At 63.4% G+C, this 25,689-nt stretch carries 26 protein-coding genes; 11 read left to right on the plus strand and 15 right to left on the minus strand.

Annotation, left to right across the window (positions count from 1 at the left end; translation table 11 throughout):
- Nucleotides 1–30: 30 nt before the first annotated feature.
- Nucleotides 31–840 carry a non-homologous end joining protein Ku gene (gene ku / locus DSM43276_RS04500; RefSeq protein WP_078331453.1) on the minus strand — a complete coding sequence of 270 codons (810 nt, stop codon included), beginning with the start codon at nucleotides 838–840 and terminating at the stop codon, nucleotides 31–33.
- On the opposite strand from ku, the gene DSM43276_RS04505 reads away from it, so the two are divergent.
- Nucleotides 830–3,157, plus strand: coding sequence for an ATP-dependent DNA ligase (locus DSM43276_RS04505; protein ID WP_078331454.1), 2,328 nt, complete (start codon nucleotides 830–832; stop codon nucleotides 3,155–3,157). The genes ku and DSM43276_RS04505 overlap by 11 nt on opposite strands.
- Here the strand turns inward: DSM43276_RS04505 and DSM43276_RS04510 are convergent.
- Together DSM43276_RS04510 and DSM43276_RS04515 are read right to left on the minus strand one after the other, a co-directional pair.
- Nucleotides 3,125–3,433, minus strand: coding sequence for a DUF4873 domain-containing protein (locus DSM43276_RS04510; RefSeq protein WP_078310407.1), 309 nt, complete (start codon nucleotides 3,431–3,433; stop codon nucleotides 3,125–3,127). The two genes, DSM43276_RS04505 and DSM43276_RS04510, sit on opposite strands and share 33 nt — an antisense overlap.
- Nucleotides 3,430–4,332, minus strand: coding sequence for an AurF N-oxygenase family protein (locus DSM43276_RS04515; protein WP_078296945.1), 903 nt, complete (start codon nucleotides 4,330–4,332; stop codon nucleotides 3,430–3,432). Before DSM43276_RS04515 ends, DSM43276_RS04510 begins: the two co-directional genes overlap by 4 nt.
- 109 nt (nucleotides 4,333–4,441) lie before the next feature.
- Here DSM43276_RS04515 and DSM43276_RS04520 point away from each other — a divergent pair, with 109 nt between their 5' ends.
- From DSM43276_RS04520 to ppk2, 5 genes are read left to right on the plus strand one after another with little or no spacing between them, the layout of a single operon-like run.
- Nucleotides 4,442–5,092, plus strand: coding sequence for a TetR/AcrR family transcriptional regulator (locus DSM43276_RS04520; protein ID WP_078331455.1), 651 nt, complete (start codon nucleotides 4,442–4,444; stop codon nucleotides 5,090–5,092).
- A 6-nt stretch (nucleotides 5,093–5,098) separates the two neighbouring features.
- Entirely contained in the window at nucleotides 5,099–5,848 is a 750-nt protein-coding gene (gene cobF, locus DSM43276_RS04525; protein ID WP_078331456.1) for a precorrin-6A synthase (deacetylating), read from the plus strand.
- A gap of 15 nt (nucleotides 5,849–5,863) precedes the next feature.
- Entirely contained in the window at nucleotides 5,864–6,727 is an 864-nt protein-coding gene (locus DSM43276_RS04530; protein WP_078331457.1) for an Fpg/Nei family DNA glycosylase, read from the plus strand.
- Nucleotides 6,728–6,736: 9 nt separating this feature from the next.
- Nucleotides 6,737–7,486 (plus strand): SDR family oxidoreductase, encoded by a 750-nt coding sequence (locus DSM43276_RS04535; RefSeq protein ID WP_078331458.1) that lies wholly within the window; start codon nucleotides 6,737–6,739, stop codon nucleotides 7,484–7,486.
- Between the two features lie 54 nt (nucleotides 7,487–7,540).
- Nucleotides 7,541–8,449, plus strand: a complete 909-nt coding sequence (gene ppk2 / locus DSM43276_RS04540) for a polyphosphate kinase 2 (RefSeq protein WP_078331459.1) — start codon at nucleotides 7,541–7,543, stop codon at nucleotides 8,447–8,449.
- A gap of 195 nt (nucleotides 8,450–8,644) precedes the next feature.
- On the opposite strand, the gene DSM43276_RS04545 is transcribed toward ppk2, so the two are convergent.
- On the minus strand, nucleotides 8,645–9,697 hold the full coding sequence (locus DSM43276_RS04545; protein WP_078331460.1) for an NAD(P)H-dependent amine dehydrogenase family protein: 1,053 nt from the start codon (nucleotides 9,695–9,697) through the stop codon (nucleotides 8,645–8,647).
- An 86-nt stretch (nucleotides 9,698–9,783) separates the two neighbouring features.
- Here DSM43276_RS04545 and DSM43276_RS04550 point away from each other — a divergent pair, with 86 nt between their 5' ends.
- Complete coding sequence (locus DSM43276_RS04550; RefSeq protein ID WP_234803124.1) at nucleotides 9,784–10,632, plus strand: TIGR03621 family F420-dependent LLM class oxidoreductase; 849 nt, start codon at nucleotides 9,784–9,786, stop codon at nucleotides 10,630–10,632.
- 49 nt (nucleotides 10,633–10,681) lie between these two features.
- Nucleotides 10,682–11,116, plus strand: a complete 435-nt coding sequence (locus tag DSM43276_RS04555) for a pyridoxamine 5'-phosphate oxidase family protein (RefSeq protein WP_078331489.1) — start codon at nucleotides 10,682–10,684, stop codon at nucleotides 11,114–11,116.
- On the opposite strand, the gene ctaD is transcribed toward DSM43276_RS04555, so the two are convergent.
- The 3 genes from ctaD to DSM43276_RS04570 form a co-directional block, all read right to left on the minus strand.
- Nucleotides 11,113–12,792, minus strand: coding sequence for an aa3-type cytochrome oxidase subunit I (gene ctaD / locus DSM43276_RS04560; protein WP_078331461.1), 1,680 nt, complete (start codon nucleotides 12,790–12,792; stop codon nucleotides 11,113–11,115). The two genes, DSM43276_RS04555 and ctaD, sit on opposite strands and share 4 nt — an antisense overlap.
- Nucleotides 12,793–12,864: 72 nt before the next feature.
- Nucleotides 12,865–13,737, minus strand: a complete 873-nt coding sequence (locus DSM43276_RS04565) for an NAD(P)-dependent oxidoreductase (protein ID WP_078331462.1) — start codon at nucleotides 13,735–13,737, stop codon at nucleotides 12,865–12,867.
- Nucleotides 13,734–14,228 carry a VOC family protein gene (locus DSM43276_RS04570; protein ID WP_078331463.1) on the minus strand — a complete coding sequence of 165 codons (495 nt, stop codon included), beginning with the start codon at nucleotides 14,226–14,228 and terminating at the stop codon, nucleotides 13,734–13,736. The genes DSM43276_RS04565 and DSM43276_RS04570 overlap by 4 nt, the downstream gene beginning before the upstream one ends.
- 85 nt (nucleotides 14,229–14,313) lie before the next feature.
- On the opposite strand from DSM43276_RS04570, the gene DSM43276_RS04575 reads away from it, so the two are divergent.
- Complete coding sequence (locus DSM43276_RS04575; protein ID WP_078331464.1) at nucleotides 14,314–14,883, plus strand: CGNR zinc finger domain-containing protein; 570 nt, start codon at nucleotides 14,314–14,316, stop codon at nucleotides 14,881–14,883.
- A gap of 51 nt (nucleotides 14,884–14,934) precedes the next feature.
- Here DSM43276_RS04575 and DSM43276_RS04580 read toward each other — a convergent pair whose 3' ends face one another.
- Genes DSM43276_RS04580 through DSM43276_RS04590 form a run of 3 tightly spaced genes read right to left on the minus strand, consistent with a single transcriptional unit; the run spans nucleotide 14,935 to nucleotide 17,769 of the window.
- Nucleotides 14,935–16,071: a GTP-binding protein gene (locus DSM43276_RS04580; RefSeq protein WP_078331465.1), complete on the minus strand. Its 1,137-nt coding sequence runs from the start codon at nucleotides 16,069–16,071 to the stop codon at nucleotides 14,935–14,937.
- Between the two features lie 22 nt (nucleotides 16,072–16,093).
- Entirely contained in the window at nucleotides 16,094–16,981 is an 888-nt protein-coding gene (locus DSM43276_RS04585; RefSeq protein ID WP_078331466.1) for a dihydrodipicolinate synthase family protein, read from the minus strand.
- Nucleotides 16,978–17,769: an aldolase gene (locus DSM43276_RS04590; protein ID WP_078331467.1), complete on the minus strand. Its 792-nt coding sequence runs from the start codon at nucleotides 17,767–17,769 to the stop codon at nucleotides 16,978–16,980. Before DSM43276_RS04590 ends, DSM43276_RS04585 begins: the two co-directional genes overlap by 4 nt.
- A 128-nt stretch (nucleotides 17,770–17,897) precedes the next feature.
- Here DSM43276_RS04590 and DSM43276_RS04595 point away from each other — a divergent pair, with 128 nt between their 5' ends.
- A complete protein-coding gene (locus DSM43276_RS04595) occupies nucleotides 17,898–18,407 on the plus strand; it encodes a helix-turn-helix domain-containing protein (protein ID WP_078331468.1) in 510 nt (169 codons plus the stop codon).
- A 3-nt stretch (nucleotides 18,408–18,410) separates the two neighbouring features.
- Here the strand turns inward: DSM43276_RS04595 and msrB are convergent, their stop codons facing one another.
- From msrB to DSM43276_RS04615, 4 genes are read right to left on the minus strand one after another with little or no spacing between them, the layout of a single operon-like run.
- A complete protein-coding gene (gene msrB, locus DSM43276_RS04600; protein ID WP_078331469.1) occupies nucleotides 18,411–18,941 on the minus strand; it encodes a peptide-methionine (R)-S-oxide reductase MsrB in 531 nt (176 codons plus the stop codon).
- A gap of 45 nt (nucleotides 18,942–18,986) precedes the next feature.
- The gene (gene pgi, locus DSM43276_RS04605; RefSeq protein WP_078331470.1) at nucleotides 18,987–20,624 is read right to left on the minus strand and encodes a glucose-6-phosphate isomerase; all 1,638 of its coding nucleotides are present in this window, start codon (nucleotides 20,622–20,624) and stop codon (nucleotides 18,987–18,989) included.
- A 42-nt stretch (nucleotides 20,625–20,666) separates the two neighbouring features.
- Nucleotides 20,667–21,548, minus strand: coding sequence for a hypothetical protein (locus DSM43276_RS04610; protein WP_234803125.1), 882 nt, complete (start codon nucleotides 21,546–21,548; stop codon nucleotides 20,667–20,669).
- A gap of 30 nt (nucleotides 21,549–21,578) precedes the next feature.
- Nucleotides 21,579–21,869, minus strand: a complete 291-nt coding sequence (locus tag DSM43276_RS04615) for a chorismate mutase (RefSeq protein WP_078331471.1) — start codon at nucleotides 21,867–21,869, stop codon at nucleotides 21,579–21,581.
- Nucleotides 21,870–22,209: 340 nt separating this feature from the next.
- Here DSM43276_RS04615 and pcrA point away from each other — a divergent pair, with 340 nt between their 5' ends.
- A complete protein-coding gene (pcrA, locus tag DSM43276_RS04620; protein WP_211196752.1) occupies nucleotides 22,210–24,552 on the plus strand; it encodes a DNA helicase PcrA in 2,343 nt (780 codons plus the stop codon).
- A gap of 55 nt (nucleotides 24,553–24,607) precedes the next feature.
- Here pcrA and DSM43276_RS04625 read toward each other — a convergent pair whose 3' ends face one another.
- Nucleotides 24,608–25,654 (minus strand): M23 family metallopeptidase, encoded by a 1,047-nt coding sequence (locus tag DSM43276_RS04625; protein ID WP_078331473.1) that lies wholly within the window; start codon nucleotides 25,652–25,654, stop codon nucleotides 24,608–24,610.
- Nucleotides 25,655–25,689: the final 35 nt, after the last annotated feature.

Consider the following 25,689-nt stretch of genomic DNA (forward strand, 5'->3'; position numbering starts at 1 on the left):
GAGGCCCCACGGGACGGTGGCGCCCGGTGACTAGTTGGTGCTGGCCTTCGCCGCCTGACGCTTCTTGACGCTGGCCTCGAGCTTGGCCAGCAGGTCGGAGACATCGGTGGCGTCGAGTTCGGTGGGCGCCTCTTCCTTGGTGAACGCCTCACCACCTTCGAGCTTCGCCTCCACCATCTCCAGCAGCTGCGATTGGTACGTGTCGTTGTATCGGCTCGGATCGAATTCGTCGGCCATCGACTCCACCACCTGCCCCGCCATCGACAGTTCGGCCGGTTTGATCTTCACTTCCTGGTCCAACACCGGGAAGTCGGGTTCACGAATCTCGTCAGGCCACAGCAGCGTATGGATGATCATCACCTGACGCTCGCCGAAGTCCTTGACGCGCAACGCCGCGAGTCGTGTCTTATTGCGCAGCGCAAAATGCACGATCGCCACCCGATCGGTCTGCGCGAGTGTCTGTGCCAGCAGCACATACGATTTCGAAGACTTGCTATCCGGCTCCAGGTAGTAGCTCTTGTCGTACATCAGCGGGTCGAGTTCGGCGGCGGGGATGAACTCCAGCACCTCGATCTCGCGGCTGGACTCGGCGGGCAGGCTTGCCAGATCCTCATCGGTGATGACGACGGTGCGGCCGTCCTCGGCCTCGTAGGCCTTGTTGATGTCCCGGAACTCGACGATCTCACCGCATTCTTCGCAGGTGCGTTTGTAGCGGATTCGGCCGTTGTCCTTGTTGTGAACCTGATGGAACTTGAGGTCGTGGTCCTCGGTCGCGCTGTATACCTTGACAGGGACGTTCACCAGCCCGAAGGCGAGGGAGCCCTTCCAGATGGAACGCATATCCCAAGTATGGCCCACGCAGCCAACTTCGGGACCTTCTGTGCGCCTTTCCAATGCGGAAAAGGTGCTGTACCCGGATACCGGGGCTACTCCGGCCACGACCAAGGCTGATGTTTTCAGCTACTACACGGCCATTGCGCCCTTCATGCTGCCGCATATCGTGGGGCGCCCGGTCACCCGCAAGCGGTGGCCTAATGGAGTTGGCCAGCCGTCGTTCTTCGAGAAGGACCTGGCGTCGTCTGCCCCCGATTGGCTTCCGCGGCGGCGCATCGAGCACAAATCCCGCTACGTCACCTACCCGTTGATCGACACCTCGGTGGCACTGGCCTGGATAGCCCAGCAGGCGGCATTGGAGGTGCATGTGCCGCAGTGGCGTTTCGCTGGCGAAAATCCCGGTCCAGCAACACGATTGGTGTTTGATCTAGATCCTGGCGAGGGGGTGGTTCTGTCGCAGCTGGCGCAGGTCGCTCGAGCCGTGCGCGATGTACTCGACGATATCGGCCTGACTACCTTTCCGTTGACCAGTGGTAGCAAGGGTCTTCACCTGTATGTGCCGTTGGCGCAACCCGTCAGTTCGTCCGGGGCGGTGACCGTCGCAAAAAAGGTCGCGGTCCAGCTGGAGCAGTCGATGCCGGAACTGGTGACCGCGACGATGACCCGGGAGCTGCGTGCCGGCAAGGTCTTCGTGGACTGGAGTCAGAACAGCGGTTCCAAAACGACGGTTGCCCCCTACTCATTGCGCGGTCGCGAGGCGCCGACCGTTGCCGCACCGCGTACCTGGGAGGAACTGGACGATCCGGAGCTGCGTCAGCTGCGCTTTGACGAGGTGCTGGCGCGCGCCGAACGTGACGGTGACCTGCTGGCAGGACTGGACGATGTAGAGATCATCGAGGACAGGCTGTCCACGTACCGCAGCATGCGCGATCCCGCGCGTACGCCCGAACCCGTGCCCGCCGTCGAACCGCAGGTAGGCCACGACAGTTCGTTTGTCATCCAAGAGCATCACGCCACCGCGCTGCACTACGACTTCCGGCTGGAGCGCGACGGCGTGCTGGTCTCGTGGGCAGTGCCCAAGAATCTGCCGATGGAACCCTCGGTCAACCATCTCGCGGTGCATACCGAGGATCACCCGCTGGAGTACGGAACTTTTGAGGGCACCATTCCGAAGGGGGAGTACGGCGCGGGAGAGGTGACCATCTGGGACTCGGGCACGTACGACACCGAGAAGTTCATCGATCCGCGCGACGACTCCGGCCCCGACGGCGGGGCCAAAGGCGAGGTCATTGTCACTCTGCACGGCAAGCGAATATCGGGGCGTTACGCGCTGATCCGCACCGGCGGCAAGCAATGGCTGGCGCACCGCATGAAGGATCAGCGATCACCCGCCACGATGCCGGCCGGCCTCGCGCCGATGGTGCCGACCACCGGATCCGTGGCGGCCCTGGCGGCCGATGAGTGGGCCTTCGAAGGGAAATGGGATGGCTATCGCCTCATTCTCGAATGCGACCACGGCCAGCTGAGGGCCTTGGCGCGCAGCGGGCGTGATGTCACCGCGGAGTTCCCGGCCTTGCAGCGGCTCGCTCACGAATTAGGCGATCACCGTGTGGTTCTGGACGGGGAGGTGGTGGTTTTGGATCCGAATGGGTTACCGAGTTTCTCGCTGCTGCAAAATCGGACGGCGGGTACCGAGACCCAGTTCTGGGCCTTCGATCTGCTGTATCTGGATGGAAAATCCTTGTTGAGCAACAAGTATCGTGACAGGCGCCGACTGCTTGACGTGCTCGGTGCCAGCACCGAGGAGATGGCCGTGCCGGCACAACTGAGCGGCGATGGCGCTGCGGCTCTGGCGCATTCGCATGACCAGGGGTGGGAGGGCGTCGTCGCCAAGAGGCTGGATTCCAGTTACGCTCCGGGCCGCACTCAGTCCTGGATCAAGGCGAAGAACTGGAGCGGCCAGGAGATCGTCATCGGCGGTTGGCGTAAGGGCAAGGGTGGGCGCAGCAGCGGAATAGGGGCCCTGTTGATGGGGATACCGGACGAGGACGGGCTTCGTTATGTGGGACGGGTGGGTACCGGGTTTACGGAGAAGGAGTTGGCGTCACTCAAGGCGCGGCTAGAACCGCTACATCGCGATGAATCGCCTTTTAGTGCAGCACTTTCCGCGGTCGAGGCCAAGGATGTGCAGTTTGTCGAGCCGGTGCTGGTTGGCGAGGTCCGCTACGGCGATCGCACGCCCGGTGGGATTCTCAAGCACTCCAGCTGGCGTGGTCTGCGCACCGACAAGTCAGTTGGCGACGTCGAGCTCGATCTCGGGTAGCGGGTACGGCGGTGCGCCGACACCCGCCACTGAAAAATGGCCCCACGGGGTCTGCTCGGTGATGCGCCCCGGCGCGCTGGTCTCGCCCACGGCGATGGTGACCTGGGTACCGCCCTTGAGCTCCCCTCCCTCTGGCTTGGCGTAAATCGTTCCCTGCCAGTGGAACTTGCCATCGAGCGGATTGAAGAACCCGATCAGCCGTACCCGGGACTCGACGGTGAACTCTCCCGCGGTGATGACCGCAGGGCCGTCGTACAGGTCGTCGTCATCCATCATGCGACGAACTTTGCTTTGCGCCACAACCAGCGTGACGTTGCACCCATCAGACCGATACCGCTGAGGAAGTTGTACAGCGGTGCGAAACCGAGCTGTTGCGTCTCGCGGAAGTTCTCGTTGCGGTACGCGATCCGCTGGGTCTGATATCCGGGTAACCCGACATTGCGGTACATCTTCGGATTCGTGAACAGGTACATGAAGATGGGGCCACCGAAGCCGTTGACCTGCCGGACGATGAAACGTGCGTACCAGGGCAGTTTGTCAACACGCTGGCGCAGACCGTCGCGGGCGAACTGGATGTGCCGAGCTTCCTCGGTGACGTGAATTCGCATGAGCCGCGCCACCATGGGTTGCAGCTCGGGATCATCCATCATCTCGCGCTGGATGGCGTCGAAGATCTCCTCGCCGATCAGGGCGGCAACCCAGAGCATCGGACCCTTGAGAACCAGGGGCAGGGCGTTGGCCAGCCACCGCTGGTAGAGCGGTAGCCGGTAGGGCTCGACTCCGGCTTGCGATATCGCCTTACCGAACATCGTCATGTGACGGGTTTCGTCGCCGATCTCGGTGAGTGAATAGAAGGTCTCGCTGCTGTTCGGTCTGGCATGCATGAGCGCGCGCAGCAGGCTCTGATTGAGGATGTTCTCGAACCAGATGCCTACCGACAGGACGTTGGCCATCTCATGCTTGGACAGCTCAATCTGTTCGGCGCGTGACATGTTGTTCCAGATGTCGGTGCCGTACAGCGAGATGGCCTTCGGGGGAAGGAAATACTTGTCGGGATCTAACGGTGCGTCCCAGTCCAGGTCGACCATCGGCTGGTATGACCGGCGGACGGAACCTTTGAGTAGCCGGTCTGAGTACTCCTCGCGAGTGGGGCCGTTATTGAGGGTTGCGGTCACCGTTGGCCGTCCTTTCCGTTAGGATGTCAAACGTAAACGTTGCAGGTTGACGCGTCAAGTGAGACGCGAAGTGCCACGTATTTTTTGTGGCGAACGAAAGTAGGCACCGATGAAAGTGAGCCGGTCGAGCCACCGTGGCCGTACCCGCGATCACGGCGAGATTCGCCGTCGCATCCTCGACGCCGCCGAAGAATGCTTGCTGGAACATGGCTACGAGGCACGCCTGCATGCGTTGATCGCCAAGAAGGCCGGCCTATCGCGGCCCACGGTCTACAAGCACGTGGGTGACCAGGCCGCGATCATTGAGGCGCTGTTCCATCGCGAATTTCTGCGTTTCGGGGAGATTCTGGAACCGGTCTTCGCGACGGCCAAGACGCCGCGCACCGGATTCATCGATGCCATCGTGCGCATCGTCCAGCACGGTCGCCATCATCCGTTGCTGCAGAAGGGTCTCAAGGAGAACCCCGAGCAGGTGCTGCCGTACCTGACTGTTAAGGCGCGTCCGTTTATCGACCAGACCACCGTGTTGCTAGCCCCATACTTCCGCAAGTTGCTCACCGAGGAGCAGCTGGCCAGCATCAACGTCAGGGGCGCCGCTGAGTGGAGCTTCCGGATCGCCGCCTCGTTGTTGGTGACTCCCGGTGTTGTCGAGACTCAGACCGACGAGCAGTTGGGCGATTTCATCGGCAACCTGCTCACCGTATCGGCGATCACCGAGGAGATCTCGGCAGTGTTGACTCCCAATTCGGCTGCTTCTTAAGTCGCGATGCGGCGGATTCGCGTCATCGGGATCGGCGCCGGCCATCCCGAATACCTGACCGTGCAGGCCATCGCGGCGCTCAACGAGGTCGACGTCTTCTTCGTTGCCGACAAAGGTGACACCAAGGGCGATCTGGTCGAACTGCGCCGCCATATCTGCGAGCGGTACATCACCGACCCCGACTATCGCTTCGTTGAACTGTCCGATCCGGTGCGCGGCAAGGGGGAGTATCGGGGTGCGGTGGCGCAATGGCATGCCGAACGGGCAGCCTTGTGGGGCAAAGCAATTGCTTCCGAGCTGCCCGAGAGTGGAGTCGGCGCCTTTCTGGCCTGGGGTGATCCGTCCCTCTACGACAGCACGCTGCGGATCCTGGATGCGATCCTGGTCGACGATCCCCAGGCATTCGAGTACGACGTGCTGCCGGGTATTACGGCGATTTCCGTGCTTACCGCACGGCACCGGATTGTGTTGAACGGTATCGGCGAACCGGTGCTCATCACCACGGGGCGCCGGTTGCTGGACGAGTGGCCCCGCACCGGAACAGTTGTGGTGATGCTTGACGGTGATTGCGCGTTCCAGCAGCTGGAGCCGTCGACGCAGATCTGGTGGGGTGCCTACCTGGGCACCGAACACGAACTGTTGGTGTCGGGGGCGGTAGGGGAGGTCGGTGCCCGAATCGCCGAGATTCGTGCCTCGGCCCGTGCCGAACATGGCTGGATCATGGACACCTACCTGCTGCGGTGCGTCGGCGAGTAGAGGCAGACTGAGCTCATGCCCGAACTACCGGAAGTCGAGGCGCTCGCCGATCACCTGCGTCGTCACGCCACCGGGACCACCATCGCGCGCATCGACGTCTCGGCGTTCTCGGTGCTCAAGACCTTTGATCCGCCGATCACCGCGCTGTACGGCCAGACGGTCACCGGCGCGACGCGCTGGGGCAAGTACCTGGGCCTGCGGGTTGGGGACCTGTATCTGATTACTCACCTGTCGCGAGCCGGGTGGCTGCGCTGGTCGGACAAGCTGGCAGCGGCGCCGCTCAAGCCGGGCAAGGGCCCCATCGCGCTGCGGGTTCATCTTGGAACACCTGGCGATGCAGCGGGATTCGATCTCACCGAGGCCGGCACTCAGAAGCGTCTGGCGGTGTGGGTCGTGGCGGACCCGGCCACCGTGCCGCAGATCGCCTCCTTGGGGCCCGATGCGCTCTCTCTGACCGCCAGCGGGTTGGCCGACATCTTGTCCGGCACCACCGCACGTCTGAAGAACGTGATCACCGACCAGCGGGTGATTGCCGGGATCGGCAACGCCTACAGCGATGAGATCCTGCATGTGGCCAAGCTGTCCCCTTTCGCCAGTGGAAAGGCGCTCACGGAGGGCCAACTGACGGCGTTGTATGAGGCAATGCAGTCGGTTCTCACCGACGCGGTGCAACGCAGTGTGGGGCAACAGGCGGCGACTCTCAAGGGGGAGAAGCGATCCGGGCTGCGGGTGCATGCCCGCACCGGGATGCCCTGCCCGGTGTGCGGCGACGTGGTGCGAGAGGTGTCGTTCGCCGATAAGTCGTTCCAGTACTGCCCGACGTGCCAGACCGGCGGCAAGGTGCTGGCCGACCGTCGGCTCTCGCGGCTCCTCAAATAAAGTGGCGACGTGACGCGACAGAAGATCCTCATCACCGGGGCGAGCTCCGGCCTGGGCGCCGAGATGGCCCGTCAGTTCGCCGCGAAGGGACGTGACCTGGCGTTGTGCGCCCGGCGCACCGAGGCGCTGGAAGAACTCAAGGCTGAGCTGTTGGCCGCCAACCCGAGCATCACGGTTGCCGTGCGGTCCCTGGACGTCACCGACCATGACTCGGTGCCGGTGGTCTTCGGTGAGCTGCGCGAGGAGCTCGGCGGTCTGGATCGCGTGGTCGTGAACGCCGGTATCGCCAAGGGCTGGCATCTGGGCGGCGGCAAGTCGTGGGCCAATATCCAGACCATCGAAACCAATCTCATTGGTGCCCTGGTGCAGATCGAAGCAACGCTCGCGCTGTTCAAAGAGCAGGGCCACGGGCACTTGGTGCTCATCTCGTCGGTCACCGCGGCCAAGGGGCTGCCCGGCACCAAAGCCGCCTACGCGGCCAGCAAGGCTGGGCTGTCCTCGCTGGGTGAGTCGCTGCGTGCCGAATACGCCAGCGGTCCGATCAAAGTCAGCACCATCGAGCCCGGCTACATCCAGACCGACCTGAGCGCCAAATCGCCGACCACGCCGATGATGGTGGATACCAAGACCGGTGTGACGGCGATGGTGGACGCCATCGAGAGGGAGCCCGGACGTGCCGCTGTGCCGCGCTGGCCGTGGGCCCCGGTGACCTTGATCATGCGCCTGATTCCGCCGCGGCTGGCCGGACGCCTGGCCTGATCCGGCCAGGGGTTTCCCGCATGGGACTTTGTGCCCACGTGGGATGCTGCATCTATGGGCGAGGAAAAGAAACACAACGCTTCCGTCACGGTGGACTACGCAGCCGAACTCGATGAACTCGCGAGTCTGCGCGGTGGAATCAAACGCAACAAAGAGGCCAAGGATGCCTGGAAGCAGGGCTATCCCTACGACGAGAAACTCACCCGCAAGGAATACGAGAAGGCCAAGCGCAAATTGCAGATCGAGCTTCTCAAGCTGCAGCTGTGGGTCAAGGAGAACGGCGAGAAGATCTGCATCGTCTTCGAAGGCCGCGACGCTGCCGGTAAGGGCGGGTCGATCAAGAGGTTCACCGAGCACCTCAATCCCCGTGGTGCCCGGGTGGTGGCGCTGGAGAAGCCGACACCGGTGGAACAGAGTCAGTGGTATTTCCAGCGATACACGGCCCACCTGCCCAGCGGCGGTGAGATCGTGCTGATGGACCGCTCCTGGTACAACCGCGCGGGTGTCGAGCGGGTAATGGGTTATTGCACGCCCGCGCAATGTGCCGAATTCCTACGCGAGGCACCGGAATACGAACGCATGCTGGTGAATTCAGGGACACACCTGATCAAGTTGTGGTTCTCGGTGAGCCGCAAGGAACAGATGGCCCGGTTCGCGGCCCGGCGCACCGACCCCGTTCGGCACTGGAAGCTCTCGCCGACCGACCTCGCGTCTCTGGACAAGTGGGACGCCTACACCGAGGCCAAAGAGGCCATGTTCTTCTACACGGACACCGACTACGCGCCGTGGACGGTGGTCAAGAGCAATGACAAGAAACGTGCCCGGCTGGAGGCAATGCGCCACGTGCTCTCGCAGTTCGACTACGACAACAAGGACGTGGAGATCGTGGGTGCCCCGGACCCGCTGATCGTCGGACCCGCCTCGGCTATCTTCGAAGAAGGAGAGAAGGCCGCTTCGCGTTAGACGAGTGAAGCATTGAAGCACCGAATGTTCAGCCCTGCAAAGGTTTTCGCGTACTACCTTGTTCTGGAACTGGTCACATCGCCTAACTCGGATCAGGCATTGCTAACGTGCGTGCACGCACATCACCTAAGGGTCGGGAGCTACCGGTTCATCCGATAAGGACGCTGCGTAACGAGCAGTCCTCGGCTCCGCCGTTCATCGGTGGAGCCGAGGATGCGCTCTGCCCGCGATGAGCGGAAGGTCGAGGTACGACTTGAGCCCCGGCGCGGCCTCGCAGACATAGGGCACGGAGTTGACGCAGTGCGCGGCGGTCGCGACGACGCCCTCGTTCGCGACGAGCCCGGCCTCGACACTATGGGGATGAAAGCCGGTGATCGTGCACGATGACGAGGGGGTGCCGCGCACCTCGACCTCGTAGCGCGGACCGCTCGGGCCGAAGGACCAGGCGGGTTCCAAATGTTCTTCGCCCATCAGCCAGTTCACGGCAATTCGCGCGACCGCCTCGTCCCCGATGAATGCCTCCCACGAGAATTGCTGACCGGCAACACATCCGGGTTGGATAGTGCCGATCGGAGACTCGATGTCCGCGGTAGCGACGGCGACCTTCAGATTGGGCCGGATCTCCACCTCTGCGAAGCCCATGCCATCGAGGATCATTCGTAAGGACTGTTTGAAGCCACCGCCCAACAGCTTGGGCATCGGGCCGCTGATTGCTTCTTCGGGTGTGCCACCAAACTTCATGATGTGTCGGATGACATCCGGCGCGCCATAGGTGCGGATATCCGAGTACTCCTCGGCGCGTACATAGGTGACGGCGGAGGTCATGGAGGAGAAGATCAACGGATACAGATCTGTGATACCGCCGGGGTCAATTCCGGTGCCGTGCAGTGTCACTCCGCACTGGCGCGCAGTGGCATCCAGGTCATGGCCGGAGCTGTCCGGGTAGAACCAACCGACCGGCGTGACCACGTTCTTCCCTGAGGCGAGCAATGCCGAGACCTCGGACGGATTCGGGAGCAGCGGGCTGTAGATCACGCAGTCGGCCTCCAGAGCGACGATGTCGTCCAGACTGTTGGTCGCCGCGACACCTATGGGTGCCTGGCCTACGAGCTCGCCGGCGTCGACGCCGGTCTTCTGCGGCGAGTGCACCCAGCACCCCACCAGCCGCAGTTCCGGGTGTGCGAGCACCGCACTAATCGCGGCCCTGCCCACTTCGCCCGTCGCCCACTGGACCACTCGATAGACCATGTTATTGCCTCCTTGCAACCGGTAACCTCAGACCTGCATAACACCAAACAAGTGCTTGGTCCAGATCTTGAGAGGTGGGAATCTCGGTGATTAGACACGGATTTCGGTTTGGGACGAATCTGATCTCCCATGGGGACATTGGCCAGATTCGCGATCAGGTGCGGCAGGCCGAGGATTGCGGTGTTGACGTCATCGTGGTTCCCGACCACCTCGGTGTCGGTGCACCCTTCCCGGTGATGCTTGCCGCCGCGAGCGTTTCGACCAGTATCCGGGTCGGGAGCTTCGTGCTGACTACCGGTTTGTATTCTCCGCGTCTACTTGCGCGTGACATCGCGACGGTTGATCGGCTCACCGACGGTCGTGTCGAGATCGGATTGGGGGCCGGTTATGTCCAGCAGGAGTATGAGGCTACGGGAGTGCCCTTCCTGAGTCCGGCCGGACGGGTGCAGCAGCTCGCCGATGCCGTTGGCGCGGTGCGGGGTCTACTCGCCAGCTCCCATCATTGGCCACGGCCGATTCAGTCGACCGTACCCATCATGATCGCGGGTAAGGGAGACAAAATTCTGAAACTCGCTGCACAGCAAGCCGATATCGTCGCCATCTCCGATGCCAAGACGCGCGCTGATCTCGCCGAACGTGCCGCATACGTTCGCGACGCCGCCGGGCAGCGTGCCGACACACCGGAGCTGAATCTGGGGATCTTCGATGTCGCTATCGACCGCGCACCGGACCTGGCGCTCATGCGCGTCTACCGACCACATGATTCCGATGATCAGTTACTCGCGTCGCCCACCCTACTGCACGGGTCCAAGGGGGATCTTGTCGAGCGGGTCCTCGCGCTTCGCGAGGAACTCGGCATCTCCTATCTGACGTACATGGGAGTAGATCCACGTGGACTCAAGGATTTTCATTCGCTGATCGCTGCGCTCACGTAGGGACCTTCGCATCTAGTTTCGGATGCTGCGGTCGGCGATCATCGGCGTCATGACGCCCGATTCGCAACCCGTGACCCTGCTCGAGAAGTACGAAAGCTGGACGCTGTTGTCGAGCGCCAAGCTGGGCAGATTGGTGGTGGTGATCGATGGCAGACCCGAGATCTTCCCGATCAACTTCGTGACCCAACGTGGCACCGTGCTGTTCCGGACGGCCGAGGGGACCAAGCTTTTCGGTGCGGTGGTGAGCGACGAGGTGCTGTTCGAAGCGGACGATCACAACGATATCGGCGGCTGGAGCGTCGTCGTGCGCGGCGCAGCGCAGGTACTGAACTCGTCGGCCGACATCGACGAGGCCGACCGGGGCGGCCTGTACCCGTGGATCCCCACCGTAAAGCTGCATTACGTGCGGATCATCCCGGCGCAGATCACCGGCCGCCGCTTCGTTTTCGGGCGCGAGCCGGACGGCGGCCATGTTCCGGGCTAGTGCCCGACGTGCGCCTCGGCGCGCATGCGTTCGGACATGTGCGGGTAGTGCAGCTCGAATGCCGGTCGCTCTGAACGGATTCGGGGAAGTTCGGTGAAGTTGTGCCGCGGCGGCGGGCAGCTGGTGGCCCACTCCAGGGAGTTGCCGTAGCCCCACGGATCGTCGACCGTGACAACCTCGCCGTAGCGGTAGCTCTTGAAGACGTTCCACACGAACGGAAGCATCGATGAACCCAGAATGAAGGCGCCGATCGTTGACACGATGTTCAACCCCGTGAAGCCGTCAGTGGGCAGGTAGTCGGCGTACCGGCGCGGCATGCCCTGGTTACCCAGCCAGTGCTGCACCAGGAAGGTGGTGTGAAAGCCGATGAAAGTGAGCCAGAAGTGGAACTTGCCCAGCCGCTCGTCGAGCAGGCGGCCCGTCATCTTCGGGAACCAGAAGTACACGCCCGCGAAGCTGGCGAACACGATGGTGCCGAACAAGGTGTAGTGGAAGTGCGCCACGACAAAGTACGAGTCGGTGACGTGGAAATCGATGGGCGGAGCGGCGAGCAGCACACCGGTCAGGCCACCGAAGAGGAAGGTGACCAGAAAGCCGATCGAGAACAGCATCGGGGTCTCGAAGGTCAACTGCCCCTTCCACATCGTGCCGATCCAGTTGAAGAACTTGATACCCGTCGGAACCGCGATCAGAAACGTCATGAAGGAGAAGAATGGCAACAGCACCGCGCCGGTGGCGTACATGTGGTGCGCCCACACCGCGATCGATAACGCTCCGATACCCAGGGTCGCAAAGACCAGCGTCGTGTATCCGAAGATCGGCTTGCGACTGAACACCGGGAAGATCTCCGACACCACGCCGAAGAACGGCAAGGCCAACACATACACCTCGGGGTGTCCGAAGAACCAGAACAGGTGCTGCCACAGCAGAACACCGCCGTTGGCGGGATCGAAGATGTGCGCGCCCAGGTGCCGATCGGCTGCCAGACCAATGGCCGCGGCAGCCAAGAGCGGGAAGACGAGCAGCACCAGCACGCTGACCACCAGGATGTTCCAGGTGAAGATCGGCATCCGGAACATCACCATGCCGGGCGCGCGCATGCACACGATGGTGGTGATCATGTTGACCGCACCCAGAATCGTGCCCAGGCCTCCTACCGCGATACCCAGGATCCACAGGTCGGCTCCGGCGCCGGGGGAGTGAATGGCATCGGAGAGCGGGGTGTACGCGGTCCAGCCGAAGTCGGCGGCGCCACCGGGGGTGATGAAGCCGGCCATCGCAATGAGGGCGCCAAACAGGAAGAGCCAGAACGATAATGCGTTCAGGCGCGGGAATGCCACGTCGGGCGCGCCGATCTGCAACGGCAGCACCACGTTCGCGAAGCCGAATACGATAGGCGTCGCGTAGAACAGCAGCATGGCTGTTCCGTGCATGGTGAACAGCTGGTTGTACTGCTCGTTGGACAGGAACGCCAGTCCCGGCGTGGTGAGTTCGGCGCGGATCAACAGCGCCATCAGGCCGCCCACCATGAAGAAGGCGAAACAGGTGACGAGGTACATGACCCCGATCAGTTTGTGATCGGTTGTGGACACAAGTCTGTAGATAAGAGAGCCTTTGGGCCCTAGTCGGCGGGGAAAGGGGCGACTTGCCGCCAGTTCGAGAGATGATGTAGCCACAGGAAACCTCCATACGGGACAGTGCGATTCGCCTGTGTACGTGAGGCATTTCCTGCGGACATCATGCCATAGTCACCCCGCGTCGCGCGCCCGCTGTAGATCGGCGATCGAAGACCAGTCCAGGTCGGCCTGTCCGTTGGCCAGCGCCTCATCGAGAATGGCGCGCAGTACCTCACCGAACGGCAATCGCAGACCGGTGTCCGCCGCAACATCGAGTGCGAGTCCAACATCCTTGCGGCCCAGGGTGGTTGTGAACCCGGCGGGTTGGTAGGTGGAGGTGGCGATGAGCTTGCCGTAGCTGCTGTATGCCGGCCCCTGAAACAGGGTGCTGGTCAGCAAGTCCACCAGCAGTTCGGAGTCGACGCCGGATCGTTCGGCCATGCTGACGGCCTCGCTCAACGACTGGATGGCCGACGCGATGAGGAAGTTTCCGATGATCTTGACGACGTTGGCTTGTCGTGGCACATCGCCCAATCGCCAGGTGCGTGCCCCGATAACGTCAAAGAATGGTTGCGCTCTGTCGATCTGGTCGGCGGCACCCGCTGCCAGCACCTGCAGCTGCCCGGCCTGTGCCACGGCGACCCTGCCGAACACCGGTGCGGCGACGTACCCCACGCCATGCTCGGCATGCAGTGCCGTAGCCCTGTCGGCCAGCTGGGTGCTTACGGTGGCGATATTGACATGCAAAGCTCCCGATGCGACAGCGAGAACATTTGGAGTCAAAAAGGTTTCGTTCACGGCTCGGTCGTCGGCCAGCACGGAGAACACCACGCCGGACTCGAAGGCCTGGGCGGCCGACTGAAGCGGGCGAGCGCCGAGGGCCGTGAGTTCTGCGACGGGGCCGGGAGACCGATTCCACACGGATACCTCGTGTCCCGCCTGAACAAGATTGTGCGCCAACGGCTTTCCCATGGCTCCGAGTCCGACGACGGCAATTGTGCTCATTGGTGTGCTCCTGTTTCGGTGGGCCAGTTGGTGAATATTTCGGTGTAGTCGTGGCTCATCAGTTCGATGACGGTGCCCCATGGATCGGTGAGATAGGACATGGTCCACGGTCTGCCCGCAACGACCGGTCGCGGGGCTGTGATGATGCGTCCGCCGCTGGCAGCGGCGGCACACGTTAGCTCCTGCACATCGGGAACGGTGAGGCACAGATGCCAGGTGCCGCGTCGGGTGTAGTCGACAGGCCGGTCCGGCGCCGCGTCGGTGACGGGATCGATGAATTCGAAGAGTTCGACACCCACGCCATTGTCCGTCTGCAGGCCGGCCATTCGGGCCCGGCCGAATCGGGCGTCCAGTCCCGGCGGCAGCTCCCCGGCCGGTCCGGGTTCGAGTATGCGCGGCCCCATGACGCATTCAAATCCGAAGACCTCGCGATACCAGTCGATGGCCGCTGCGATATCGGGAACGGTGATCCCAATGTGATTGACAGACATCCATCTCTCCTCCGCTGGAACTGGTTTAGACGGTTCCACAGTAGGTCACCGCGGAAGATCTGTCGAACCGGCTAAGATGGTTCACATGGCTAGCGTGATGAGAGATGTGGGGGCGATCTTCCGGCTGGACAACGCGGTGCTGGCTTTTCGTTTCACCGCGACGGTTTTTGACCGCGCGGGGGTGGCAACCGAGCGGCTCACCGACCCGGGACGGTTGGGGCTGTGGTTGCAGGCCAACGGGCTGGATTTCTCGGATGTGGCAGTGACCGAAGCCGATTTGGCCACTGCCAAGGAGCTGCGCGAGAGCATTCACCGTGCGGGTGCTGCGGTCGCTGATGGTGGCACGATCGGGTGGGCAGCGGCCCGGACGTTGAATGCGTTCTCCCGGAATGGACATGCGTACCGGTTGTTGGAGAACGGCGAGGCGACCTGGCGGGGCGCGAGCATCGCGGACGCGCTGTCGGTGATCGCCGCCGATGCGATCGAGACACTGGGCGGGCCCGATCGTGATCGGGTGAAGGCGTGCTCGGATGAGCACTGCCACGGGCTCTACGTCGATACCAGCCGCGCCAATAACCGGCGCTGGTGCAACATGAACACCTGCGGGAACAGGGCCAAGAAGGCTGCGATGAGCCGCTTGCGCGAAGAGCGCTGAACCGGATGAGCCGCTTGCGCGAAGAGCGCTGAACCCGATGAGCCGCGTGGGTTAGTGGGCGTGCATGACACCCCAGGCCGGTAGGGGATCGGGGAAGTCGCGCCAGGCCTGCGGTCCGGCCGCCAGTTCCTTGTCGGTGAGCACTGCGGACTCCAGAAGATGCTGCACGCGCGGACGGTCCAGCCGTACCCCGATGAAGACAATCTCCTGGCCCGGCGCGACCTCGGTGCCGTGCCAGAACTGGGCGGGTTCGATCGTCAGGTTCGGCCCCGCCTGCGACCAGATCGCGGCGATATCAGGACGGCTGGCGATCCAGCAGAATCCCTTGCTGCGCAGTAGTCCTTGCAGTGATTCCAGCGCGGTGTTGAGGCGCTGCGGGTGAAACGGGCGGTCCGAGCGGAAGGTCATGCTGCTGATGCCGTATTCCTCGGTTTCGGGTGTGTGCCCGTCGGCGATCTCCTCGTCCCAGCCAGGTGTTTGGGCGGCCAGGTCCGGGTCGAACAATCCCGTCTGCAGTACGAGATCGAGGTCGACGGCGCCGCCGGTGGAGCGCACGATCGTCGCCGACGGATTGAGGCGGCGCAGCAGCGTCTCCACCATTCCGAGGGTCCGTTCGTTGACCAGATCCACCTTGTTGAGGATCAGAACGTCGGCGAACTCCACCTGATCGGTGAGCAGATCAGCGATGGACCGGCCGTCGCCGTCGGCGGCGGCCATATCGCGGTCGGCCAGCGCCTCACCGCGCGCCAGTTCGGGCAGGAAGGTGGAGGCGTCGACGACCGTCACCATGGTGTCGAGTTTGGCGACCTGTCCGAGGCTGGTTCCGTCCTCGAACTCCCAGGTGAACGAGGCGGCTACCGGCATGGGCTCGGAGATGCCCGTCGACTCGATGACGAGCTGGTCAAATCGGTTCTGCCGGGCCAGGTCTCCGACGGCTTCGATCAGATCCTCGCGCAAGGTGCAGCAGATACAGCCGTTGGTGAGCTCGACGAGCCGTTCCTCGGTGCGGTCCAGGTGTCCTGTGCCCGCAACGAGGGCGGCGTCGATGTTCACCTCGCTCATATCGTTGACGATCACCGCGACGCGACGTCCCTCGGTATTGGCAAGGATGTGGTTGAGAAGGGTGGTTTTTCCCGCTCCGAGAAATCCGGAGAGCACGGTTACGGGTAAGAGCTGGGCTGTGGTCACATGATAATGATAACCATTATCATTAAGAAGTCGACGCGAGGATGCCCTTCAGTGTCTCGCGACCCTCGGAATCCAGCGGGAGCAATGGGCGCCTCGGATCCCCGACGGCACGCCCCTGCAGTTCCAATCCGGCCTTGACGGTTGTCGGCAACCCGCCCGCGACGATGAACTGAAGCAGCGGCTTGAGTCCCTGGTAGATCGACGCGGCGTCGTCGTGGCGTCCGGCCCGCACGGCCTCGTAGAGATCCAGGCACGGACTCGGCACCAAACACGTTGCAGCGGTACACCATCCGGACGCGCCCGCGTTGAGCGCATCGAGCACCAGTGGGTTGCTGCCGTTGTAGAAGGGCAGCTGACCGTCGCTGAGGCGTTGGATGCCGAGCATCCGGTTGAGGTCGCCTGTCGACTCCTTGACCATGGTGAAGTTGTCGATATCGCGGAACATCGACACCAGGAGTTCGGGTTTCATATCCACGCCGCTGGTGGCGGGGTTGTTGTAGGCCATCAGCGGAATGTCGATGGCCGCCGCCACGGAGGCGTAGTGCTGTGCGATCTCGCGGTCGCTGAGCTTCCAGTACGACACCGGCAGCACCATCACCGCATCGGCTCCGGCCTGCTGGGCGTGACGCGCACGCCGAATGGTGTTGGCGGTAGTCAGATCCGAGGCTCCAACAATGACGGGAACCCGCTTGTTTACGGCCGCCACGGTGGTATCGACGACGGCGTCGAATTCGCGTTCCTCAAGATAGGCGGACTCGCCGGTGCTGCCCAGCGGCGCGATGGCATGGACGCCATCCTCGACGAGCCGGGACACCAGTTCGGCGAGCCGATCGGTGTCCACGGTGTCGTCGGGAAGGAAGGGAGTCACGGGATAGGCGATGATTCCGTGGAACTGGGGTGTGGAGGTCATGCGGTCTTCCTCAGGGTCTCAGGGTGATTAGTGAGCGCGGTGCGGGCGTAATACGCGAAGTTGGCGATGCTGCGCCCGGGAGTGAGCGTCCAGTCGTGGGCCTCGCGGGCTAGCCGGTCGGGCAGGGGTGCGATGGTTCCCGCCGCCATGGCGGCCAGCTGCAGCTTGGCGCCTCTCTCTATCAACACCGCCAGCGAGCAGGATTCTTCGACGGACGCGCCGGCGACCACATGGCCGTGGTGGGCGAGCAGTATCGCCTTCTTGTCTCCCAAAGCGGCCGAAATGATCTCGCCCTCTTCGTTTCCGACGGGTACGCCCGGCCAATCGGGCAGGAAGGCGCAGTCGTCATACAGGGGTGCGATGTCCATCTGTGACACCACGAGCGGTGTTTCCAGCATGGACAGTGCCGCGACATGGAACGGGTGGGTATGCACGATGCACCGCACATCGGGGCGGGCTCGGTAGATCCAGCTGTGAAAGCGGTTGGCCGGGTTGGCCATTCCTGACCCTTCGAGAACGTTGAGGTCCTCGTCGACGAGTAACAGGTTTTCCTCGGTGATCTCGTCGAACCCGAGTCCGAGCCGTTGCGTATAGAAGGTGCCTGGTTCCTCCGCGCGGGCGGTGATTTGTCCGGCGAGGCCGGAATCGTGTCCGCGGTCGAAGAGCGCGCGGCACGTGAGCGCGACCTTTTGCCGTGTGGTCCACTCCGAGTCGGAGAAGTGCGTCTCCATGCTGCGCTCGGCGCGACCCATCAGGTCGGACTTGGTGTCGTGAAGTGTGCTGGCCATTTCCGTGCTCCTTTCTGGTCTCGGGCTGTTCGATCATCACCCTATGACACTAGGTGTCATATAGTCAACATTGTTGTATGTATGTCGTGATAAGTGGCCGATGGGAACCTTCGTGTCACACTGGCCTGATGACATCGCTGGTGCGCGCGCTGCGCCGGGAACGTGGCCTGACCTTGGAAGAACTGGGCAGCCGCACCGGCCTGACCAAGAGCTATCTATCGAAAGTCGAGCGCGAGCACAGCACCCCGTCGGTGTCCGTGGCGATACGCATCGCGAAGGCCCTCGAAGTCGATGTCAGCCGACTGTTTACCAACGACGCCCACGAGTCCCGGGTGGTAGTGGATCGCGGTGCGGATGAATGGGATGACAGTAAGTTTCACGCGCTGAGCACCGAGATGCTCGGCAAGATCATGACGCCGTTCCTGGCCAGCCCGTCTACGGAATTCGCGGAACACAAGTCTTCCCACGAGGGGCAGGAGTTTGTGTTCGTGCACCGCGGGTCGATCGAGCTGCAGTGCGAGGACGTCAGTTATGTCCTCGATGAAGGGGACAGCGCCTACCTTGACGCCACCCGCACCCACCGGATTCGCCGCATGTCGCAGACGCCGGCGCTGGTGGTCATCATCGCCGCGACGTAGCGATTACGTGGCGCGAAAGTTCATCGCGGCGCCGTTCATGCAATAGCGCAACCCCGTGGGTTTGGGGCCGTCGTCGAAGACATGGCCCAGATGTCCCCCGCACCGTCCGCAGAGCACTTCGGTGCGACTCATCCCCAAGCTGTTGTCTGGTCTTTCCGACACGGCGTGCGGCAATGGCTGCCAGAAGCTCGGCCACCCCGTGCCGCTGTCGAACTTGGTCGCCGATGAGAACACGTCCAAAGCGCAACCGGCGCAACTGAAGACGCCAGCCCGATGCTCGTTGTTAAGAGGGCTGCTGTATGGGGTCTCGGTGCCGGCCTGCCGGAGGATCTGGTACTGGCTGGGAGTCAGCAGCTGGCGCCACTCGGCGTCGGTGTGGGAGATCGCAGGATTCGGTGAGGGCGGAGTCGTCGGATCGGCCACCGCGGGAGCGAGCGTGCCCCAGCCCGCAAGAGCGCATACTGCCGCCACACCGGCGAGCAGCTGCCGCCGGGTGAGGGCCGGGTCAGCGGCCGAAGGCAACCAGTGCCGCATAGAGTTAGAGTAGGCCGCCCACGAACCGCGTGAAAGATCTCGCGGTTACTTGGCTCTGCCCCGCGCCCCGCGGTAATAGCGCACCAGTGCGTCCGTGGAGCTGTCGGTCTGCTCTGCCGGGGATGCGTCGTCAGTGATGACGGGCAGCAAGGCGACCGCCTGCTTCTTGCCCAGTTCCACTCCCCACTGGTCAAAGGAGTCGATCCCCCAGACCGTGCCCGCGGTGAACACCTCATGTTCGTAGAGAGCGATCAGCTGCCCGACCGCCGAGGGTGTCAGTTTGGTCGCGAGAATTGTTGTGCTGGGCCGATTTCCCGGCATCACCTTGTGGGGGACGACACTCGGTGCGGTGCCCTCGGCGGCGATCTCCTCGGCGGTCTTGCCGAAGGCCAGCACCTGCGTCTGTGCGAAGAAGTTACTCATCAGCAGGTCGTGCATGCTGCCGGTGCCGTCGGCGGTGGGCAGATCGTCGGTGGGCTCGCTGAAGCCGATGAAGTCCGCCGGAATCAGCCGGGTGCCCTGGTGTAGCAGTTGGTAGAAGGCATGCTGACCGTTGGTTCCGGGCTCGCCCCAGTAGATATCGCCGGTATCGACGGTCACGGGCGCGCCATCGGCCTTCACCGACTTGCCATTGGATTCCATGGTCAGCTGCTGCAGATAGGCCGCGAACCTTGCCAAGTCGTTCGAGTAGGGAAGCACCCCACGCGACTGCGCGCCAAAGAAATTCGAGTACCACAGACCAATGAGGCCCAGGAGCGCCGGAGCGTTCTCTTCCAGGGGGGCGGTGCGGAAGTGCTCGTCCACGGTGTGGAACCCGGCCAGGAATTCACCGAATGCCTCACGCCCGATCACCGCCATCACGGAGAGGCCGATCGCCGAGTCCACCGAGTAGCGACCGCCGACCCAATCCCAGAAGCCAAACATGTTGGCGGTGTCGATTCCGAACTCCGACACCAGCTTCGCGTTGGTGGAGACGGCGACGAAGTGCTGGGAGACGGCGTCCTCGCCGAGTGCGTCCACGAGCCAGCGCCGTGCCGCCGTCGCGTTGGTAAGTGTCTCCAGCGTCGAGAATGTCTTGGAGGCGACGATGAAAAGCGTTGTCGCCGGGTCCAGGTCGGCGAGTGTGGCCACCAGGTCCGCGGGGTCGACGTTGGAGACGAATCTGGCCGAGATCCCGGCGTCGGCGTAGTGACGCAGTGCCTGGTACACCATCACCGGTCCCAGGTCCGAACCGCCGATCCCAATGTTGACGACGGCGGTGATGCGCTGCCCGGTGGCCCCGCTCCACTCACCGCTGCGTAGCCGGTCGGTGAAGTCGCCCATGGCATCGAGCACCTGGTGCACGTCGGCGACCACGTCCTGCCCGTCGACCACCAGCTGCGCGTCGCGGGGCAGGCGCAGCGCGGTGTGCAATACCGCGCGGTCCTCGGAGGTGTTGATGTGCGCCCCGGCGAACATGGCGTCGCGGCGCTGCTCGAGATTGGCCGCCTTGGCCAAATCGACCAGCAGCGAAAGGGTTTCGCGGGTCAGGCGGTGCTTGCTGTAATCGATGTACAGGTCACCGACCGTGACGGTCAGGTCACTTCCCCGAGTCGGGTCGTCGGCGAAGAATTCTCGAAGATGGGTGGAGGCGATCTGCTTGTGATGAGTTTCCAGTGCCTGCCACGCCGCTGCGAGTGTCATGCGACCGAGCCTAGTAGTGGCGCTCGGAGGCTGCAGGGCTGCCTATTGGTTGGCGCAGGTGACCCATCGGCTGCTGATCCGGGCGAACCCTGCGACACCGGTCTTGGTCTCGGTCTTTCCGCCGGCCGATGCGGTGATCGTCACCCGCGATGAGGCGGTGTCGCCATTGACGACCGACTTTTCGACCTTGTCCACGTTGATCTTCAGATCGTCGGGCTGACCCTCAAGGTCCGCGTCGGTGATCGTCACGCAGGACAGCGCGTTGAGCACGTCGAGGTTTTTGGCGCCGAGCGCGGCATAGAACGCCTTGAGCACGTTCGTGAGCTCGCGCTCCTCCTCCTTGGTCGACTCACGTGGCACCGACGAGGTGGTGGGGCCCGGCACCGAGATGCTGGTGGTCGCGGGTCCCGTGTTCGACGTCGTCGTCGAGGTCGAGGTCGAGCGTCCGGTGCTGGTGGGCGTGCTGGAAGAGCTGGTGGCGATCGTGGTGGTGCTGCTGGTCCTGGTCCGTGACTTTGTGGTGGTCGTCGTCGTGCTGCTGGTCGGCGCCTCGGGGTTCACGAGAGGCACGCCGAGCTTCACGGTGGGGCGCGATAGGGGTGTGTCTTCGATCGTCCGGTTGTTCTCGATCCAGAGCCCTACGGCCACCGCCGTCACCGCGACCAGGCAGAGCGCCAGCACTCCGATGACGATCTTGGTGGCGTGCCTGGCGACGAACCTGCGTGTGGGCGTCGGTTCGGCGGCGACGGCGGCCTCCAGGTCGTAGTCCACCGACTCGTCGTCGCCGTCCTTCGCTGTGCCGTCCTTCGGTGCGGGTTTGTCCGTTGCGACCTCGTCATGGGAGGGGACGTTCTTACCCTCGGCCTCCGGGGTGCCGGCACCGGTGACGTCGGGCTTGTCCTCGGCCTTGTCTTGGTCGCTCAACGGATCCCTCCCTGTCGGTTCCAGCCGGGATTAGTGTCCCAATCTGCCGCGACCCAGGCGCAGCAGCAGCATGGCCAGAGTGTGGCCTTCTTGGCCTAGTTCGCTGAAGCGTTCGAGGACCTTCATCTCGCGGCTGTGCACAAGGCGCGGGCCACCGGAGGCCATCCGGGCCTTACCGATTTCGCGGGAGACCTCGGTGCGCCGCTTGATCGCGGACAGGATCTCCGCGTCGAGCCGGTCGATCTCCTTGCGCAGCTCATCTATATCGGGCGCGGGCTCGGTAGCTTCGCCGATATCTTTTTGGCTGGCGTTCTCGGTCATTTGAGTAGTCATTCTGTCTCACACTTTCTCTTGGAGCGGTTCGATCCGCAATGCCGCCCCGGAATCGGGCCTCACAAGAGAGGAGCCCCGTAGTCCGGTAGCGGACTGCGGGGCTCGTGAATCGGCTAGACCACGGGCACCGGAGTCCGGTACCCGTAGAAAAATCGCTGCTGGTGGTCAAGCACATCGAAGAGTGTAGCCGAGATGCGAGGAACGCTTGCGGGAAGTGCGTCAGGCCGAGATTGTCCCTCGTCAGCGGTAAGTTAGATCGGTCATGGCGAATCTTTCTGAACCAGCACTTTTTGATATGCCCAGCGCCTCGGGTTCCCACAGCGAGGCGTTGCTCGAGGGGCTGAATCCGCAGCAGCGGGCCGCCGTCGCGCACGAGGGGTCGGCGCTGCTCATCGTCGCCGGCGCCGGGTCCGGCAAGACCGCGGTGTTGACCCGTCGAATCGCCTACCTGCTGGCCGAGCGGGACGTGAGCCCGGGGCAGATCCTGGCCATCACCTTCACCAACAAGGCCGCCGCCGAGATGCGCGAGCGCGTCGCGAACCTCGTGGGCCGGCGTGCCAACTCGATGTGGGTGTCGACGTTCCACTCCAGCTGCGTGCGCATCCTGCGGAATCAGGCCTCACTGCTGCCCGGATTGAACTCCAACTTCTCGATTTACGACTCCGATGACTCACGGCGGCTGTTGCAGATGATCGGCCGCGATATGGGCCTGGACATCAAGCGCTACTCACCACGGCTGCTGGCGACCGCCGTCTCCAACCTGAAGAACGAGCTCATCTCGCCGGAGCAGGCGGTGGCCAACCTCAGCGTCGATGATGAGGCCGGTGAGCTACGCCGAATCGTCGCCGATGTGTACGGCGAGTACCAGCGGCGCCTGCGTGCGGCCAACGCTCTGGACTTCGACGATCTCATCGGTGAGACGGTCGCCGTGCTGCAGCAGTTCCCGCAGATCGCGCAGTTCTACCGCCGCAAGTTCCGGCACATCCTGGTTGACGAGTATCAGGACACCAACCATGCCCAATACATACTGGTCCGCGAACTGGTAGGTGCTCACGTGGACCGTACGGTCGATCCGGACAGCCCGGAACCGGCGGAGCTGTGCGTGGTGGGTGACGCCGACCAGTCCATCTATGCCTTCCGTGGTGCCACGATCCGCAACATCGAAGAATTCGAGCGCGACTATCCGAATGCGAAAACCATTCTGCTGGAACAGAATTATCGGTCCACGCAGAACATATTGAGCGCGGCCAATGCCGTCATTGCCAAGAACACGAACCGCAGAGAAAAGCGGCTGTGGACCGATTCCGGCGAGGGCGAGCTGATCGTCGGCTACGTCGCGGACAACGAACATGATGAAGCGTCCTTCATCGCCCGCGAGATCGACGGACTCTTCGATCGCAGCGACGCCAACTATGGCGACGTCGCGGTGTTCTACCGCACCAACAACAACTCCCGGTCGCTCGAAGAGATCTTCATCCGAACCGGTATCCCCTACAAAGTTATTGGGGGAGTGCGGTTCTACGAGCGCAAGGAAATCCGCGACATCGTCGCCTACCTGCGGGTGCTGACCAACCCGGGCGATGCGGTGAGCCTACGGCGGATCCTCAACACTCCTCGCCGGGGCATCGGGGACCGGGCCGAGGCGTGTGTTGCCGTACACGCGGAGACAGCCGGCATCGGTTTCGGGGAAGCGCTCGCGGATGCCGCCGCGGGCAAGGTCGCGATGCTGAACTCTCGCTCCGAGAAGGCGATTGCCGCCTTCATGGACATGCTCGACGAGATTCGCGCCACCCTACGCACCGATCCGGGGGCATTACCGGATATCGGCGATGTGGTCGACGCCGTGCTCAACCACACCGGGTATCGATATGAACTGGAGAACAGCAGCGACCCCCAGGAGCTGGCACGTCTCGATAACCTCAACGAATTGGTCAGCGTCGCACACGAATTCAGTGCGGATGCGGCAAATGCCCAGGCAGCTGGGGAAGACCTGCCGGTCGACGACGAGGATGTCGGCGCGCCCCCGGGGAGTCTCGAGGCGTTCCTGGAGCGGGTGTCGCTGGTCGCCGATGCCGACGAGCTGCCCGAATCGACCGCCGGTGTGGTCACGATGATGACTCTGCACACCGCCAAGGGGCTGGAGTTCCCGGTGGTCTTCGTGACCGGCTGGGAGGACGGCATGTTCCCGCACATGCGTGCCCTCGGCGATCCGGTGGAGCTGGCCGAGGAACGTCGACTTGCCTACGTCGGGATCACGCGGGCGCGTCAGCGGCTATATCTGAGCCGGGCCAAGGTGCGCTCGTCGTGGGGGCAGCCCATGATGAACCCGGAATCGCGCTTCCTGCAAGAGATTCCGCAAGATCTGATCGAATGGCGGCGCACCGATCCGCTGCCAGGGCGCATCGCGACCGGCGCCGGAAGCTACGGCGGCGGGGGCTATGGGTCCAGTGGATCACGCGGAGGCGGCGGCTCGCTGGGTGCTCCGTCCAAAAAGCGCACCAAGCCGCTGCTGGTGCTGGAGCCCGGTGATCGGGTGAGCCACGACAAGTACGGGCTGGGCAAGGTCATGGAGGTGACTGGTGTCGGCGAGAGCGCCACATCGCTCATCGACTTCGGCAGCGACGGGCGCGTGAAGCTGATGCACAACTTCGCGCCCGTGCAAAAGCTTTAGAACAAAAACGCCGAGCGTGAGCGGCGCTGCTCACACTCGGCGTTGAAAGCTATGACTAGTCGCCGAAGCGGCTGAAAGTGATGCCCTTGTTGGCCAACCAGCCCTGCGGGTCGATGCGCTGCGAACCGCCCAGCAGCACTTCGAAGTGCAGATGCGGACCGGTCGAGTTGCCGCGGTTGCCGATGGTGGCGATGCGGTCACCCGCCATCACCCGCTGACCCACCGATACTTCCCAGGTGTTGATGTGGCCGTACAGGGTCACGGTGCCATCCGAATGGCGGATCTTGACCCAGGCGCCGTAACCCGCGGTGGGACCCGTCGCGATGACGACACCATCGGCGGCTGCCACGATCGGAGTGCCGATGCTGTTGGCGATGTCGATGCCGCCGTGCAGGGCGCCCCAGCGGTATCCGAAGCCGGAGGTGAAGGTGCCGTTCGCGGGCATCACGAAGCGTGGAGCCAGCAGACGCTTCTCGCGGTCCGCACGCTCGGAAGCGAAGGCCGTGGCCTTCGCCAGCTGCTCGTCGGTGATCGAGGTGTCGGTGGCCAGCGGAGCGGAGATCAACTGCGGTCCGTGGGTGGCCATCACCGCTGCGGAGGTGCCCAACGCGAGGCTGTGACGATCCGCGGCCGTCGCGGCGTCGTGCTCACTGAGCGCGCTGTACCCGGCGGCCGCAGCGGCACCGGCGGCCATGGCTGCCAGGGCGATGCGCGTCTTGCCTACCTGGCCGATCTCGCGGCGGCGGTGTGCGCCTCCGCTGCTGATCCTGGGCAGCTTGTCGGTGGGGGTGTCGCGAGGGTCTCTGGTGCGTGCGGCAGAAGCGGCGAACCAGTCCGCGGTGGCCTCGATGGAGGCGCGGATCCGGTCGGCCTCGTCGGTGTCTTCTTCCCAGTCCTGCTCGATTTGGGCCAGAGCGGCCTGGTGCTCCGTCTCGGCGCCCTCTTCCGGGGCGTCCTCGTAGACGTCGTAATCCTCAAGCTCGGGGCGATCCAGCGCGTCCTTCAGGCCGAACTCGTCGATCGGCACGATGTTGGTGATCTCGTTCTCACTCGGTGCCGCGCTTCGATCACCACGCGTGCGTGTCGTTCGATGCTGTGTCAATACCCTGCCAGTCTTCCGTTCGGCGTCACGACGTA

The sequence above is a fragment of the Mycobacteroides salmoniphilum genome, from assembly GCF_004924335.1.
In the GTDB taxonomy this organism is placed as follows: domain Bacteria; phylum Actinomycetota; class Actinomycetes; order Mycobacteriales; family Mycobacteriaceae; genus Mycobacterium; species Mycobacterium salmoniphilum.

Coding starts and splice junctions, on each gene's coding strand:
- DSM43276_RS04505 (WP_078331454.1), top strand. CDS start 830: ATGGAACGCATATCCCAAGTATGGCCCACGCAGCCAACTTCGGGACCT.
- ku (WP_078331453.1), bottom strand. CDS start 840: ATGCGTTCCATCTGGAAGGGCTCCCTCGCCTTCGGGCTGGTGAACGTC.
- DSM43276_RS04510 (WP_078310407.1), bottom strand. CDS start 3,433: ATGATGGATGACGACGACCTGTACGACGGCCCTGCGGTCATCACCGCG.
- DSM43276_RS04520 (WP_078331455.1), top strand. CDS start 4,442: ATGAAAGTGAGCCGGTCGAGCCACCGTGGCCGTACCCGCGATCACGGC.
- cobF (WP_078331456.1), top strand. CDS start 5,099: ATGCGGCGGATTCGCGTCATCGGGATCGGCGCCGGCCATCCCGAATAC.
- DSM43276_RS04530 (WP_078331457.1), top strand. CDS start 5,864: ATGCCCGAACTACCGGAAGTCGAGGCGCTCGCCGATCACCTGCGTCGT.
- ppk2 (WP_078331459.1), top strand. CDS start 7,541: ATGGGCGAGGAAAAGAAACACAACGCTTCCGTCACGGTGGACTACGCA.
- DSM43276_RS04545 (WP_078331460.1), bottom strand. CDS start 9,697: ATGGTCTATCGAGTGGTCCAGTGGGCGACGGGCGAAGTGGGCAGGGCC.
- DSM43276_RS04555 (WP_078331489.1), top strand. CDS start 10,682: ATGACGCCCGATTCGCAACCCGTGACCCTGCTCGAGAAGTACGAAAGC.
- DSM43276_RS04565 (WP_078331462.1), bottom strand. CDS start 13,737: ATGAGCACAATTGCCGTCGTCGGACTCGGAGCCATGGGAAAGCCGTTG.
- DSM43276_RS04570 (WP_078331463.1), bottom strand. CDS start 14,228: ATGTCTGTCAATCACATTGGGATCACCGTTCCCGATATCGCAGCGGCC.
- DSM43276_RS04575 (WP_078331464.1), top strand. CDS start 14,314: ATGGCTAGCGTGATGAGAGATGTGGGGGCGATCTTCCGGCTGGACAAC.
- DSM43276_RS04585 (WP_078331466.1), bottom strand. CDS start 16,981: ATGACCTCCACACCCCAGTTCCACGGAATCATCGCCTATCCCGTGACT.
- DSM43276_RS04590 (WP_078331467.1), bottom strand. CDS start 17,769: ATGGCCAGCACACTTCACGACACCAAGTCCGACCTGATGGGTCGCGCC.
- DSM43276_RS04595 (WP_078331468.1), top strand. CDS start 17,898: ATGACATCGCTGGTGCGCGCGCTGCGCCGGGAACGTGGCCTGACCTTG.
- msrB (WP_078331469.1), bottom strand. CDS start 18,941: ATGCGGCACTGGTTGCCTTCGGCCGCTGACCCGGCCCTCACCCGGCGG.
- pgi (WP_078331470.1), bottom strand. CDS start 20,624: ATGACACTCGCAGCGGCGTGGCAGGCACTGGAAACTCATCACAAGCAG.
- DSM43276_RS04615 (WP_078331471.1), bottom strand. CDS start 21,869: ATGACCGAGAACGCCAGCCAAAAAGATATCGGCGAAGCTACCGAGCCC.